12 protein-coding genes are annotated in these 14,818 nt (G+C 64.5%); 8 read left to right on the forward strand and 4 right to left on the reverse strand.

Features of this window, described 5'->3' with window-relative positions:
- Nucleotides 1–6 precede the first annotated feature (6 nt).
- Both prfB and D3F03_RS15910 read right to left on the reverse strand, forming a co-directional pair.
- Nucleotides 7–1,111, reverse strand: a protein-coding gene (gene prfB, locus D3F03_RS15905; protein WP_119110426.1) for a peptide chain release factor 2 whose coding sequence is annotated in 2 segments (ribosomal slippage) — nucleotides 7–1,029 and nucleotides 1,031–1,111 — 1,104 coding nt in all. Because the reading frame shifts where the segments join, the coding sequence is not laid out codon by codon here.
- A 139-nt stretch (nucleotides 1,112–1,250) separates the two neighbouring features.
- Nucleotides 1,251–3,491, reverse strand: coding sequence for a sensor domain-containing protein (locus D3F03_RS15910; RefSeq protein ID WP_119110427.1), 2,241 nt, complete (start codon nucleotides 3,489–3,491; stop codon nucleotides 1,251–1,253).
- A gap of 378 nt (nucleotides 3,492–3,869) precedes the next feature.
- On the opposite strand from D3F03_RS15910, the gene ppk1 reads away from it, so the two are divergent.
- A complete protein-coding gene (gene ppk1, locus D3F03_RS15915) occupies nucleotides 3,870–5,945 on the forward strand; it encodes a polyphosphate kinase 1 (RefSeq protein ID WP_245960660.1) in 2,076 nt (691 codons plus the stop codon).
- On the forward strand, nucleotides 5,942–6,406 hold the full coding sequence (locus tag D3F03_RS15920) for a SixA phosphatase family protein (RefSeq protein WP_119110429.1): 465 nt from the start codon (nucleotides 5,942–5,944) through the stop codon (nucleotides 6,404–6,406). The genes ppk1 and D3F03_RS15920 overlap by 4 nt, the downstream gene beginning before the upstream one ends.
- A gap of 100 nt (nucleotides 6,407–6,506) precedes the next feature.
- Here D3F03_RS15920 and D3F03_RS15925 read toward each other — a convergent pair whose 3' ends face one another.
- Nucleotides 6,507–7,982, reverse strand: coding sequence for a Ppx/GppA phosphatase family protein (locus D3F03_RS15925; protein WP_119110430.1), 1,476 nt, complete (start codon nucleotides 7,980–7,982; stop codon nucleotides 6,507–6,509).
- A gap of 121 nt (nucleotides 7,983–8,103) precedes the next feature.
- Nucleotides 8,104–9,276 carry an ABC transporter substrate-binding protein gene (locus D3F03_RS15930; RefSeq protein WP_119110431.1) on the reverse strand — a complete coding sequence of 391 codons (1,173 nt, stop codon included), beginning with the start codon at nucleotides 9,274–9,276 and terminating at the stop codon, nucleotides 8,104–8,106.
- Between the two features lie 175 nt (nucleotides 9,277–9,451).
- Here D3F03_RS15930 and pstS point away from each other — a divergent pair, with 175 nt between their 5' ends.
- The 6 genes from pstS (at nucleotide 9,452) to phoB (ending at nucleotide 14,734) form a co-directional block, all read left to right on the forward strand.
- Nucleotides 9,452–10,492 (forward strand): phosphate ABC transporter substrate-binding protein PstS, encoded by a 1,041-nt coding sequence (gene pstS, locus D3F03_RS15935; RefSeq protein ID WP_119110432.1) that lies wholly within the window; start codon nucleotides 9,452–9,454, stop codon nucleotides 10,490–10,492.
- A 122-nt stretch (nucleotides 10,493–10,614) separates the two neighbouring features.
- Complete coding sequence (pstC, locus tag D3F03_RS15940) at nucleotides 10,615–11,574, forward strand: phosphate ABC transporter permease subunit PstC (RefSeq protein WP_119110433.1); 960 nt, start codon at nucleotides 10,615–10,617, stop codon at nucleotides 11,572–11,574.
- Nucleotides 11,571–12,458: a phosphate ABC transporter permease PstA gene (gene pstA, locus D3F03_RS15945; protein WP_119110434.1), complete on the forward strand. Its 888-nt coding sequence runs from the start codon at nucleotides 11,571–11,573 to the stop codon at nucleotides 12,456–12,458. The genes pstC and pstA overlap by 4 nt, the downstream gene beginning before the upstream one ends.
- 76 nt (nucleotides 12,459–12,534) lie before the next feature.
- The gene (pstB, locus tag D3F03_RS15950; RefSeq protein WP_119110493.1) at nucleotides 12,535–13,308 is read left to right on the forward strand and encodes a phosphate ABC transporter ATP-binding protein PstB; all 774 of its coding nucleotides are present in this window, start codon (nucleotides 12,535–12,537) and stop codon (nucleotides 13,306–13,308) included.
- Nucleotides 13,309–13,319: 11 nt separating this feature from the next.
- Nucleotides 13,320–14,021, forward strand: a complete 702-nt coding sequence (gene phoU / locus D3F03_RS15955; protein WP_119110435.1) for a phosphate signaling complex protein PhoU — start codon at nucleotides 13,320–13,322, stop codon at nucleotides 14,019–14,021.
- On the forward strand, nucleotides 14,021–14,734 hold the full coding sequence (gene phoB / locus D3F03_RS15960; RefSeq protein WP_119110436.1) for a phosphate regulon transcriptional regulator PhoB: 714 nt from the start codon (nucleotides 14,021–14,023) through the stop codon (nucleotides 14,732–14,734). Before phoU ends, phoB begins: the two co-directional genes overlap by 1 nt.
- Nucleotides 14,735–14,818: the final 84 nt, after the last annotated feature.

Below are 14,818 nucleotides of genomic sequence, written 5' to 3' on the forward strand. Positions count from 1 at the left end.
GATTCCTTAAATACCTTGCTTCAATGAAGCTTCGATGAAGGCGTCGAGGTCGCCATCCAGCACTTTCTGGGTGGCGGAGATTTCGACGTTGGTGCGCAGGTCCTTGATACGGCTGTTGTCCAGCACATAGCTGCGAATCTGGTGGCCCCAACCGACGTCGGTTTTGGTGTCTTCGAGCTTTTGCGCTTCTTCCTGGCGCTTGCGCATCTCGAAGTCGTAGAGCTTGGAGCGCAGGCGCTGCCAGGCGATGTCGCGGTTGCCGTGCTGGCTGCGCCCGTCCTGGCACTGCACGACGATGCCGGTCGGCAGGTGGGTCAGGCGCACGGCCGAGTCGGTCTTGTTGATGTGCTGGCCGCCTGCGCCGCTGGCGCGGTAGGTGTCGGTGCGCACGTCGGACGGGTTGATGTTAATTTCGATCGAGTCGTCAATTTCCGGATAGACGAACAGCGAGGCAAAACTGGTGTGGCGGCCGCCAGAACTGTCGAACGGCGATTTGCGCACCAGCCGGTGTACGCCGGTTTCGGTGCGCAGCAGGCCGTAGGCGTAATCGCCCTCGATATGGATGGTGGCGCTCTTGAGGCCGGCCACGTCGCCCGGGGTTTCTTCTTCCACCGTCGCCTTGAAGCCCTTGCGCTCGGCGTACTTCAGGTACTGGCGCAGCAGCATGCTGGCCCAATCGCAGGCCTCGGTGCCGCCGGCGCCGGACTGGATGTCGATAAAGCAGTTCAGCGGGTCGGCTTCGGTGCGGAACATGCGGCGGAACTCAAGCGCCTCGATGTCTGGGCGCAGCTTGGCGGTTTCCTGCTCGATGGTGATCAGGCCGGCCTCGTCGCCTTCCTCGCGGCTCATTTCGAACAGCTCGCTGTTGTCGGCCAGTTCGCGCGTCAGGCGCTCAAGCGTGAGTACCACGCCGTCGAGGGATTTTTTCTCTTTGCCGAGCTCCTGGGCCTTCTTCGGGTCGTTCCAGACCGAGGGGTCTTCGAGCGAGGCGTTTACCGTGCGCAGGCGTTCAAATTTGGCATCGTAGTCAAAGATACCCCCGTAACTCACGGGTGCGCTCCGTGAGGTCTTGCAGGGAGTTGCCGATGAGGTTGATGCGTTCTGCTTCCATGGTGTTGTCTTTGGGTGTCTGGTGAGGAATCGGGCATTTTCTCACGCGCTGCAGACAGAAGTAATTTGCTATTTAGAAAATAGCTGAAAACCTAGGACCAACAAGCGCTGGAGCCTTATTTTTCTCAAAAGTTTGGCCGTCAGGGCACAGGTTGCTTGCCCGCAGCCTGCGAGTGGGAATGCAGCCAGCCGGGCAGGGCGTCGCCCGGCATGGGGCGGGCGTAGTAGTAGCCCTGGGCCTCGGTGCAGCCTTGTTCCCGCAGGAAGGCGAGCTGCTGCGGCGTCTCGACACCCTCGCCGGTGGTTGCGATGCCCAGGGCCTGCGCCATGCGCACGATGGCGCTGACGAGGGCGCGGTCGCTGGCGTCCTCGCCCAGGTCGCGCACAAAGGACTGGTCGATCTTGAGCTTGTGGATGGGAAAACGCTTGAGCAGGCTGAGCGACGAATACCCGGTGCCGAAGTCGTCAATGGCCAGCCGCACGCCAAGGGCGTTCAGTTGGTCCATGGTGGCGCTCGCCGACTGCGGGTCGTCCAGGGCCACGCCTTCGGTCAGTTCCAGCTCCAGCGCATGCGCCGGCAGCTCGGCCTGGGCCAGCATCTGGCCGATGCGCTCGGGCATGCCGGGCTGGCGGAACTGCACGGCCGAGAGGTTCACGGCCACGCTGGGCACCGCATGGCCGGCGTGTTGCCAGGCGCGCAGCTGTGCCAAGGCCGTACGCAGCACCCAATCACCAATGGCCAGAATCTGGCCGCTGTCCTCGGCCAGGGGAATGAATTCGGTGGGCGAGATGGCGCCCAGTTCGGGGTGCTGCCAGCGAAGCAGCGCTTCGACGCCGTGCAGTCGGTCGGTGGCTATGTGGACCTGCGGCTGGTAGTGCAGCGTGAACTGCCCGCGCTCCAGCGCGCGCCGCAACGCGTTCTCCAGCGTCAGGGCACGGGCCGATTGGGCCTGCATCTCGGGCGTGAAGAACCGGTGGGTATTGCGCCCGCCCTGCTTGGCGCGGTACATGGCCACGTCGGCCGACTGCGTAAGCGTTTCGAAATCTGCGCCGTCGCGAGGGAACACGGCAATGCCCATCGAGGGCGCCATGGTCAGCTCGTGGTGTCCGATCTGGTAGGGCGTCTTGGAGGCATCGAGCAGTTTGCCCGCCACGCGTTCCGCGCCCCTGGCATCGGCGCCGGGCAGCAGCAGAATGAACTCATCACCGCCGAGGCGGCAGACCGTGTCCTTGTCGCGCACCACGGCGCGCAGGCGCTCGGCAATGGCGACCAGCAGGGCATCGCCGACGCGGTGGCCCAGCGAGTCGTTGACGTGTTTGAAATGGTCGAGGTCGAGAAAGACGACGGCCAGCGGTGTATTGTTTTGCTGAGCAGCGCTGATGGCGTCGCGGCTGCGCTCGGCCAGCAGCGTGCGGTTGGGCAGGCCGGTCAAGGCGTCGTAGTGGGCCAGCCAGTGGATGCGGTCGCGGTCGGCGCGGCGCTCTTTCATTTCGCGGTGCAGGGTGTCGACGGTGTCGCTGAGCTCGCGCGTGCGTTCCTGCACTTGGCGCTCGAGCTCGGCCTGGGCCTGGGCCACCGCGGCCTGGGCGCTGCGGCGCTCGGTCACGTCCATCACGGTCCACAGCGATCCCAACGCGGGCTTGCCAGGATGCAAGGCCCGGCTGCAGACTTCGCAGACGATCTGGCGGCCGTCCTTGCGGCAAATGGTGACTTCGCCCGCAAACGAATCGCCGCGCTGCAGTACTGGATAGCTGCGCTGCGCAATGTCGTCCCACTCGGCGTCGGTGGCGTACCACTGCCGCGTCGAGCAGCCGGTCAGCTCGCCCGGACCGTAGCCCAGCATGTTTTCAAAGAAGCTGTTGCAGCGCGTCATCTTGCGGTCGACGAGGTAGACGATGCCCACCATGGCGTGGTCGAACAAAGTCTGCTTTTCCCACAAGGCGGCTTCCAGCTGGTTCTGCGCGGCTTTTTGCGCATCGAGGTCATCGATGACCCAGACAGCACCGTCCAGCGGCTCGGCCGCATTGATCAGGCTGCCGGTGAGGCGGGCCCAGAAGCGCTGGCCGCCCCGCCGCCGCATTTCGCGCTCAGTGGTGTAGGGCTTGCCGGCCGCGATCACGGGAAAGGCTGCGCGCCCCAGATCGCGATAGGCCGCTCGACCCAGGGAAAAGCTCTCGCTGCGCTGGCCAATCAGTTCGGCCGCCGAGGCATAGCCGAACAACTGTGCAAACCGGGCATTGCAGCGCACCACCTGCCGTTCGCGGATGAAAACGATGCCCGCGCCCGCGTTGTCCAGCAGCGCCTGCAACTCGTGCAGGGTGCGCTCAGGCGAAGCCGTGTTGGGGGGCGCGGCAGAAAGGGAGGGGGCAAACTCGTTCAATGAAACAGCGGTGCGGAGGCGGCCGGGCGGGTGCAGGGGACCTTGGCTGCGAGATTGTATGCAATTGTTTCGCCATCCGCCGTGGGTGCGCCTGAATCCAACGGCGAATAAGTGTATGCGCAGTGTCTGGTCGCGGGTGACTCGCTGGTTCCCGGCGCGGGTGCGGGAACGGGAGCGTCACGGGCGTGTCACAAAGGCTGGACAAACTACCAAGCACACCGAGCGCGGCGCGCGTACGCCACTGGCCTCGCTGGTGCGGCCTGGCTGTCGCAGGCTGTCCTTTTGCTCTGAGGGTTCTGCTCGCCTATGCTTCGTCCGCTCCTGTGCCTCGCTGTGCCAACACCTGTCGAAGACGTGGCGCCGCCGCCTGGGCCGCCCATGCACGCACCCACCGTGCCCCGACTGGAAGCCGCGCTGCTGGACCGCGATCTGAGCATCCTGGCGTTCAACCAACGCGTTTTTGACTGGGCAGCGCGGGCCGACGTGCCGTTGCTCGAGCGCCTGCGCTTCCTGGCCATCGTGTCGTCCAACCTGGACGAGTTTTTTGAAGTGCGGGCCGAGCCGCACCTGGCGTCCGCGCGCAACTCGGTGGCCGGCCGGCCGGCCTTCGAGGCCATTGCCGCCACGGTGCGCCAATTGGTGAACCGGCAGTACGCGCTGTACCAGAACGAATTGCTCCCGCAACTGGCGCTGCATGGGATCCGGGTGATCGCACATGGTGAGCGGTCGCCCGCACAGCGCCGCTGGGTGCGCGCGCTGTTCGAGCGCGAATTGCGTCCCTTGCTGCTGCCGGTGAGCCTGGATCCCGCGCACCCCTTTCCCCAAGTGGCCAACAAGTCGCTCAATTTCATCGTCCGGCTCTCCGGCAGCGACGCATTTGGCCGCCACAACGAAGTGGCCATCGTGCGCGTGCCGCGGGCCCTGCCGCGCTTTTTCCGCCTTCCGGCCTCCGTCGCGCCTGAAGGCCGGCAGTTTGTCAGCGTCTCAAGCGTGGTGCGCGCGCACCTGTCCGATCTCTTCGTGGGCCGTGAGGTGACGGAGCTGTCGCAGTTTCGCGTCACGCGCCATTCGGATCTGGCGGTGGACGAGGAAGACGTGCGCAATCTGCGCACCGTGCTGCGCCAGGGCCTGCAGCAGCGCAATTTCGGGCAGGCGGTGCGGCTCGAAGTGTCGGCGGGCTGTACGGAGTTTCTCTGCGCCTTCCTGCTGCGCCAGTTTGAACTGCCCGAGGCGGCCATGTACCGCGTGGAAGGTCCGGTGAATCTGGTGCGCTTGTCGCAACTGGTCGATATGGCCAGCGAGCCTTCCCTGTTGTTTCCGGTCTGGACGCCGCGTTGGCCTCGGGATTTGCCGCACACAGGCTCGCTGTTCGCGCATCTGCACGCAGGAGACGCGCTGGCGCACCAGCCGTACGAGAGTTTCGATGCGGTGCTGGCGCTGCTGCGCGAGGCCGTGTTCGATCCGGCGGTGGTCGCCATCAAGCAGACCATTTACCGCACCGGCTCGGACTTGCAGTTGCTGGAACTTTTGCGCGAGGCCGTGCGCCTGGGCAAGGAAGTGATGGTGGTGGTGGAACTGAAGGCTCGCTTTGACGAGGAGGCCAACATCAACTGGGCCGAGGCGCTTGAGAGCGCTGGCGCCCAGGTGGTGTACGGCGTGCTGGGCCTCAAAACGCACGCCAAGATGCTGCTCATCACCCGGCGCGAGGGCCGGCGCATGCGGCGCTATGGCCATCTTTCCACGGGCAACTACAACGCACGAACGGCGCGCTTGTATACCGACCTGAGCTACATGACGGCCGACCCCCTGCTTACCGCCGACATGGACCAGGTTTTCAGCCATCTGGCCAGCCAGAGTGTTCTGCCGCGCATGCGGCGCCTGCTGGTGGCGCCGTTTCACCTGCAGCGGCGCATGCTCGAGCGCGTGGCCGCGGTGGGTAAGGCGGCAGCGCAGGGGCAGGAGGCGCGCATCGTCCTCAAGATGAATGCCCTCACGGACGAAGCGCTGGCGCTGGCGCTGCTGAAAGCGGGGGCCCAGGGGGCGCGTATCGACCTGATCGTGCGCGGCGCCTGCATCGTGCCCGCGTGCGTTCCAGGCGTGAGCGACAACATCCGGGTGCGCTCGGTGATCGGCCGCTTTCTGGAGCATGCGCGCGTGTTTTATTTTGCGCACGGTGAGGAGCAGGTGCTGTATCTCTCCAGCGCCGACTGGATGAACCGCAACATGCTGCGCCGCGTCGAACTGGCGTGGCCGGTGTCCGATCCGCGCCTGCGCCAGCGCATCATTGACGAGTGCCTGGTCGGAGCGCTGCACGATGACCGCGACGCCTGGCAGTTGCGACCCGACGGCAGCTACGCCCGTGCGCAGCACCCCGTCTCTGGCAATAGCGTGCAGGCCGCGCTGATGGCGCGCTACGCCCAAGGTGCAAGCGATGCGGTACGCCGCGCCCCGTGATGGATCTCATCCTCTGGCGCCATGCGGAAGCCGTTGCGGGCGGCGTCGGCATTGAAGACCTGCGGCGCCCGCTGACGGCACGTGGCGAGCGCCAGGCGGCGCGCATGGCCCGGTGGCTGGACAGCCAGTTGCCCGAAGGCCTGCGCGTGCTGTGCAGCCCGGCGCTGCGCACCGAGCAGACGGCACGCACCCTGGGGCGCAAGCTCAGGCTGTGCGCCGAACTGGCGCCGGGCGGCAGCGCGCAGGATCTGCTCGATTGCGCGCGCTGGCCGCAGGGGCGCGGCACGGTGCTGGTCGTCGGGCACCAGCCCGTGCTGGGCGAGGTGCTGGCCCAGACGCTTGGCCTGGCGGGCGGGGCCTGCGCAGTGCGCAAGGGCGCGGTGTGGTGGCTGCGCCAGCGCCAGCGCGTGGACGCATGGGAAACCGTGCTGCTGGCAGTGCAGTCGCCTGAACTGCTTTAGGTCAACTATTTGATAAAAATCTGCCGCTAGCGCAATACCAATATAGGAATACAGCTATATTTACTATAGCAATCGAGAGCTCGGATGGCGTGGAAGCGGTTCAGGGCAGATCAAGCTGCAAGTCCCAGGGCGTTTTGTTCCATGCCGCCGCTTCCTCTTGCAGCAGGTAGGCCGATTGCGGAAATTCGCTTGCCCAGCCGGGCCGCGCCTGCAGGGCAAAGCGCTGACCGGACAGGCGCAGGCTCAGCCCTTCGGTTGACGGGTCGCGCCGTGCATGGCACAAGGCTTTGGCCAGCCGCAGGCACAGCAGTTGCAGGGCCAGCGTGGTGTCGCTCATGTCCACATCCAGTTTGCGTGGCTTGCCGCGCTGGCCGAGCACCAGCGTGCCCAGTTGGGCGAGCTCGTCGCGTGAGAAGCCGGCCGCGTCGGTGTTGTCCAGAATGTAGGCGCCGTGGCGGTGCGCATCGACATGCGAGACGATGCAGCCGATTTCATGCAACTGCGCCGCCCAGGCCAGCTCTCGTGCGCCCATCGCCCCGGGGCCGCGCAGTTGCCCATACAAATCCACCGCCGTGCGCGCCACGCGTGCGGCCTGGTCCACATCGACGGCAAAGCGTTGCATGAGTGTCTGCACGGTGAGCACGCGCAGGTCGGATTCGGGGTGTTCGCGCTGGACCATGTCGTACAGCACGCCCTGGCGCAGCGCTCCCTGGGCCACGTTAAGGCTGTCGATGCGCAGCAGGTCGAACACGGCGCACAGCACGCTGATGCCGCCCCCGATCACCGGACGCCGGTCTTCCTTGAGGCCGTCCAGGCGCACGCGGTCGGCGCTTTGCGCGCGCAGCAACTGGGCTTTGAGCCAGAGCAGGCCGTCGCGGCCGATGCGATCGCGCTCGAAACCTGCGCCCGCCAGAATGTCCGCCACCGCCCCCACCGTGCCCGAGGCGCCGTAGGCCAGCTCCCAGTGGCTGGACGAAAACATCTCCGCCGCATCTTCCAAGGCCGCTTGTGCGGCGACCTCGGCGCGCTCGAAGGCATTGGCGGTAAAGCGGCCATCGGCGAAATACTGCGTCGACCAGGCGACGCTGCCCACGCGGTAGGACGCGACGGCCTGTGCGTCGAATTGCTGGCCCAGGATGAGCTCGGTCGAGCGACCGCCGATGTCGATCACCAGCCGGCGCTCGTCCGACTGCGGCAGCAGGTGCGCCACGCCCTGGTAGATGAGGCGGGCCTCCTCGGGGCCGGAGACCAGGTCGATCGCATGGCCCAGCACCTCGCTGCCGCGGTGCAGAAAGGCTTCCCGGTTGTTGGCCTCGCGCAGTGTCTGCGTGGCCACCGCGCGTACCTGTGTGTGCGCAAAGCCCCCCAGCCGTTCGGCAAAGCGCGCCAGGCAGTCCCAGCCGCGCTGCATGGCGTCCAGGCTCAGGTTGTGGTCTTCGTCCAGCCCGCCTCCCAGGCGCACGGTTTCCTTGAGGTATTCCACGCGCTGGATATGGCCGTTGTCTTGCCGGCCGATCTCAAGGCGAAAGCTGTTGGATCCAAGATCGACGGCGGCGAGCAACGTTCCGTTTTGCATTGTGGAAAAAATAGGGGGAGGAAATAGGGAAAACCAGACGGTTGGCGGGGTTGGGCAGGATAGCACCCGCGTGCGCAGCGCCCGGCCCGGCCGGCACTGCGGTAGCCCGCTGGTCAGCCGATCAGCCGATCAGTCGCCCATCGGCAGACAGCATGGTCTGGGTCACGTAGCCGCTGCGGCGCTCGGCGCCTTCGCAGCGCACCATGAAACCGTCCACATCGGTGTCCTTGCGCTCGCGCAGCGCCTGCAGGACGCTGGCGCGGGTGATGCCCATGCGCATGCCCGAGAGCACGGCTGCGGTGTAGCGCGCCGCCACGAAGCCGGCCAAGCCCTGGGGCGACGGCGGCTCGTCGTAGTAGCGCGCGAGCGCCTGGCGATAGGCCCGTACCACGCCGGTGCTGGAGGTCAGCAGTGGTACCGCCTGCGTGGCAATGACGGAGGAGTGGCGGGGCACACCGCCCATCTGCCCGAGCACCTGCAGGTTCACATCGGCCAGCGTAATGATGTAGCGGTGGCCGCCTGGCTGGGCTGGCAGACGCTGTGCGAACGCATGCAGTTCAGGTGTTCCGCCCACGAACAACACGATGGCCTGGGTCTGCTCGGCCTGGCGTTCGGCGCTGCTGGGCGCCTGGCCCGGCGCAGGCAGGGAGCGCAGTTTCAGGCCCAGGGTAGCGGCCGCCTGCTCGACCGCGGGCAAGGCTGCATCGCGTTGACGGGCATGGGAAAACGCGACCCCGATTTCCCGCACGCCCACACTGGACAGGGAGCTGAGCGCGTGGGCCATCTGTTCGCGGTAGCCCGGAAAAATACCGAATACGGCGCTGCTGTCGGGGTAGGTGTCCTCTGCCTGTACCCAGGGCGCCACCTGCGCCAGCGTGGCCCCGCTTGGGCTTTTGGCCTGCAGTCCGGTCAGGGTGCGGGTGGCCGCATCCCCCACGCAGCCCGACAGGACCACGCAGTTGGCCGTTGCCTCGATGCGCTGCCAGGCATCACGTGTGCCCTGGGCACTGCCGTCGGTGACAAAGCTCAGGTGGCGCACGGGGCGGCCCTGCACACCTCCCGCGGCATTGATGCCTTGCCAGGCGGCCTGTGAACCGACAAGGAAATCGCGCCCCACGTCCTGCAGGTTGGCGGACATATCCACCACCTGGGCCACGGCAATCGGCGTGGTGTCGGTGCCGGGTGACCGTGGTTGGGCTGCAGACGGCAGGCCCCACAGGGCAAGGGCCGAGCTGGCGGCGTGCAAAAAACCCCTGCGGCTGATGGGAAGGCTGGAGCGCAAACCTGAAGGCATGGCAAACCCGCGCGAAGCGGTTGGTGGAAGAAGCGCTCAGCGTATATTTGTGCCGTGACGGTGCTGTGACACTGGTGGTTTCGACGGATGCAGGGAGTCGCATATGTCACAGACATGTCACATTGAGCGCCTAAATTGCACTTGCTTTCCATCAACCAAGGTAAGGGGTTTTGCAATGAACGGTTCAATGATTCGAATTTTGGTCTCTGGCGCAGTGGCTGTGGCGTTTGCTGGCGGCGCGTACGCGCAGCAAGAGGCTACCGGCGCTGGCGCCAGCTTTCCCGCGCCGCTGTATGCCAAATGGGCGTCTGACTACAACAAGGCGACCGGCGTGCGCATCAATTACCAGTCGGTTGGTTCGGGCGCCGGCATCCACCAGATCGACGCCAAGACGGTGGACTTTGGTGCTTCTGATATGCCCCTGGAAGATAAGGACCTGGCTCAGAAGGGCTTGATGCAGTTCCCCACCGTGATCGGTGGCGTGGTGCCAGTGGTCAATATTCAAGGTATCGAAGCCGGCCAGATGAAGTTGAGTGGCCATGTGCTGGGCGATATTTATCTGGGCAAGATCAAGCGCTGGAACGATCCAGCCATCGTGGCGCTCAACCCTGGTGTGAAGCTGCCTGATGCCGATATTTCTCCGGTGCGCCGCGCAGACGGTTCGGGCACCAGCTTCATTTTCACCAATTACCTGAGCAAGGTGAATGCCGAGTGGAAGTCCTCCGTGGGCGTAGGCACGACAGTGAAATGGCCCACCGGCGCGGGTGGCAAGGGCAACGAGGGTGTTGCTGCCTTCGTTGGCCGTCTGCCCAACTCCATTGGCTACGTGGAGTACGCTTACGTCAAGCAGAACAAGATGAAGTACGTGCAGCTGTCCAACAGCACCGGCACCTTTGTCTCGCCTGAGGACAAGGCTTTCAAGGCCGCCGCGGCGGGCGCCGAATGGAACAAGAGCTTCTACCAGATCCTCACCGATGAGCCTGGCAAGGACTCATGGCCCATCACGGGCGCTACCTTTATCCTGATGCACAAGGTGCAGGACAAGCCCATGCAGGCCACCACGGTACTCAAGTTCTTTGACTGGGCCTACACCCATGGTGACAAGACGGCGGCTGATCTGGACTACGTGCCCATGCCCGATAGCGTGAAGGCCGTGATCATGAAGGCCTGGGGCGAGATCAAGGACAGCTCGGGCAAGGCCGTTACGTTCAAGTAAGCGCGGTCGGGCGCGGCGCATTGGGCGCCGCCGCCCGATTTCGATCACCAGGACAGCCAGTGTCTACACTTACCGTTTCCTCCGCGCCAGGCGCCCATGCTCTGGCGGGTGCCCAGAAGAATATGCCTCCACCGCGTAAGTTTCGAATCTCCGGCGTACTGGCCGACCGTGTTTTTGCGCTGCTTGCGCATGCGGCGGCCTGGCTCACCCTGGCAACTTTGGCAGGGATCCTGGTGTCCCTGGTCATCGGGGCCTGGCCCGCTATCGAAGCCTATGGGCTGGGCTTTCTGACCAATAGCGTGTGGGACCCGGTGAAGGACGAGTACGGCGGTCTGGTGATGATTTACGGCACCTTGGCCACCTCGGCCATCGCCTTGCTGATTGCCGTACCGGTGAGTTTCGGCATTGCGCTGTTCCTCACCGAGCTCTCACCCGGCTGGCTCAGGCGCCCGCTGGGCACGGCCATCGAGTTGTTGGCTGCCGTTCCGTCCATCGTCTACGGCATGTGGGGCCTGATGGTGTTTGGCCCCATTCTGGCGACCTGGGTGCAGGCGCCGCTGCAAAAGTTGTTTTCTGGCGTGCCGTATCTGGGCGCGCTGGTGTCAGGTCCGCCCGTGGGCATTGGCATTTTGTCGGCGGGCATCATCCTGGCGATCATGATCATTCCGTTTATCTCGGCGGTGATGCGAGATGTGTTTGAAGTGACGCCCACGTTGCTCAAAGAGTCGGCCTACGGCTTGGGCTCGACGACCTGGGAGGTGGTCTCCAAGGTCGTGCTGCCCTATACCAAGACGGGGGTTCTGGGTGGCATCATGCTGGGGCTGGGCCGTGCGCTGGGCGAGACCATGGCGGTCACCTTTGTGATCGGCAACATGAACCAGCTCGATTCGTTGTCGCTGTTTGCCGCCGCCAACAGCATCACGTCCGCGCTCGCCAACGAGTTCGCCGAGGCAGGCGAGGGGCTGCACCAGGCGTCGCTGATCTACCTGGGGCTGGTGCTGTTTTTCATTACCTTCGTGGTGCTGGGGTTGTCAAAAATTCTGCTGCTGCGCCTGCAGAAGAACGAAGGAGCCCGGTCATGAGCAGCACCTCGCAAACCTTGATTTCAGCGGCCGACCTGGGCGCTGCACGGGCCGCGCGTTTTGCCAGGCGCAAGCGCGTCAACCGCATTGCGCTGGGTCTGTCGCTGCTGGCCATGGTGTTCGGCGTGTTCTGGTTGGTGTGGATTCTTTGGGAAACCCTCCGCTTGGGTCTGGGCGGGTTGTCGTTGGCGCTGTTCACCGAAATGACGCCGCCGCCCAACGAAGCGGGGGGGCTGTCGAACGCCATTTTTGGCTCGCTCACCATGGTGGCGCTGGCCACCTTCGTGGGCACGCCGATCGGCATCCTGGCGGGCATTTACCTGTCGGAGTACGACACCCACGGCCCGCTGGCGCAGGTCACACGCTTTGTGAACGACATCCTGCTCTCGGCGCCCAGCATCGTGATCGGCTTGTTCGTCTATACCGTCATGGTGACGCGTTTCAAAAGCTTCTCCGGCTACGCAGGGGGGTTGGCGCTGGCGCTGATCGTGGTGCCGGTGGTCATTCGCACGACCGAGAACATGCTGCTGCTGGTGCCGGCGGGCCTGCGCGAGGCGGCCTATGCCTTGGGTACGCCGAAGTGGAAGGTGATTTCTTTCATCACGCTGCGTGCGGCGCGGGCCGGCGTCATCACCGGTGTGCTGCTCGCGGTGGCGCGCATCGCGGGTGAGACGGCGCCGCTGCTGTTTACCGCGCTGAACAACCAGTTCTGGAACGCCGACCTGTCCAAGCCCATGGCCAGCTTGCCGGTGACCATCTTCAAGTTCGCCATGAGCCCCTACGAGAACTGGCAGAAGCTGGCCTGGGCGGGGGTGTTCCTCATCACCATGGCCGTGTTGGCCCTCAACATCCTGGCGCGCGTGCTCACGCGCGTCAAAAAATGAAACGGCGTAAGCCGTCTGTTTGGACACCATGCTGACCACCACGCTTGCACCGCCTTCCAGGCTGAACACTGCCCACATGGCGACCGCCATGCCTACCGTGCCCAAGATCACCGTGCGCAACCTGAACTTCTATTACGGCAAGTTCCATGCGCTCAAGGGCATCAACCTCGACATTCCTGAGAACAAGGTCACTGCGTTCATCGGGCCGTCGGGATGCGGCAAATCGACGCTTCTGCGCACGTTCAACCGCATGTTTGAGCTCTATCCCGAGCAGCGCGCCGAAGGCGAGATCGTGCTAGACGGCGAGAATCTGCTGACCAGCAAGCAGGATGTGGCCCTGCTGCGCGCCAAGGTCGGCATGGTGTTTCAGAAGCCCACGCCGTTTCCCATGTCGATCTACGACAACATCGCTTTTGGCGTCAAGCTGTTCGACAGCTTGAGTGCTCCTGAGATGGACGAGCGCGTGGAATGGGCGCTGCGCAAGGCAGCGCTCTGGACAGAGGTGCGCGACAAGCTGCATCAGAGCGGCGCCAGCCTCTCGGGCGGACAACAGCAGCGTCTGTGCATTGCGCGCGGCATTGCCATCAAACCCGAAGTGCTGCTGCTCGACGAGCCGTGTTCCGCGCTCGACCCCATTTCAACCGCCAAGGTCGAGGAGCTGATTGCCGAGCTCAAGGCCGATTACACCGTGGTCATCGTGACCCACAACATGCAGCAGGCGGCCCGCTGCAGCGACTACACCGCTTACATGTACCTCGGCGATCTGATGGAATTTGGCGAAACAGAGCAGTTGTTCGTCAAGCCCAAGCGCAGCGAAACGGAAGACTACATTACCGGCCGATTTGGCTGACCGGAGGCAACATGACAGAAAAGCATCTATCCTCGCAGTTCGATACCGAGCTCAATACCGTTTCGGCCCGTGTCATGGAACTCGGCGGGCTCGTGGAATCGCAGATCGGTCACGCCATCCGCGCCCTGTCGCAGTTCAGCCTGGAGGCCGTGGACACCGTAGCCACGCTAGAGACACGTATCAATGCGCTCGAAGTCGATATCGACCGCGAGCTCTCCACCATCATTGCCCGGCGCCAGCCCACCGCGCGTGACCTGCGCCTCTTGATGGCTTTCTCCAAGGCAACGGCCAACCTGGAACGCATGGGTGATGAGGCCAGCAAGATGGCGCGCATGGTGCGCTCCATCATCGAAACTGGCGCGCCGCGCAACCTCCCCACCATGGACCTGCGCGTGGCTGCCGATCTCGCCTCCGGTTTGCTGCACAAGGCGCTGGATGCGTTTGCGCGGCTCGACACTCGGGCAGCGCTGGCCATTCTCAAGGAGGACGACCTCATTGACGAGGAGTTCGATGGCTTCGTGCGCAAGCTCATCACCTACATGATGGAAGATCCGCGCACCATTTCGCCCAGCCTCGATCTGCTGTTTATCGCCAAGGCCATTGAGCGCATCGGTGACCACTCCAAGAACGTGGCCGAACTCATCATTTACCTGGTCGAGGGTACGGACGTGCGCCACACCTCGGTGGCCGAGATCGAGTCGGTGCTGCGCTGATGAGGCATCTTCCCAAAGTGCTGGTGGTAGAGGACGAACCGGCGATTGCCGAACTGATTGCCGTCAACCTAAGGCACAACGGTTTTGTGCCCGTGTGGGCCGAAGACGGCCCCAGCGCACAGCGCGAGCTTGACGCCGTACTGCCCGACGTGATTCTGCTGGACTGGATGCTGCCCAGCCAGAGTGGCTTGCAGCTCGCGCGAAAGTGGCGCGGCGACGCGCGCACGCGCGGCATTCCCATCCTGATGCTGACCGCGCGCGGCGACGAGCCCGACAAGGTCGCCGGCCTCGATGCCGGCGCGGACGACTACATCACCAAGCCGTTTTCCACCCAGGAGTTGCTGGCGCGCATCCGCGCCGTGCTGCGCCGCCGTGCGCCTGAGCAGGTTGCGGAGGCGGTGGAACTTGGCGGTCTGCTGCTGGATGCAGCTACGCACCGCGTGATGTATCTGGGCACTGAGCTGCGCATGGGGCCTACGGAATTCAGGCTGCTGCGCTACTTCATGAAGCACCCCGAGCGGGTGCACTCCCGCGCTCAGTTGCTGGACAAGGTCTGGGGGGACCATGTTTTCATTGAGGAGCGTACGGTGGATGTGCACGTCAAGCGCCTGCGCGAAGCGCTGGGCCAGGCGGGCGCCATGATCGAGACGGTGCGTGGCGCGGGCTACCGGTTTTCCGGTCAGGCTGGAGGCAGTGCAGCCATCCCCGACTGACGCTGTGCGGGAGTCATTCGGCTGTGATGTACTCTCACATTCATAGCATGTAGCCCATATGCATAAAGCGCTAGAGGCCGATTT

Source organism: Simplicispira hankyongi (genome assembly GCF_003570885.1).
Classification (GTDB): Bacteria; Pseudomonadota; Gammaproteobacteria; order Burkholderiales; family Burkholderiaceae_C; genus Simplicispira; species Simplicispira hankyongi.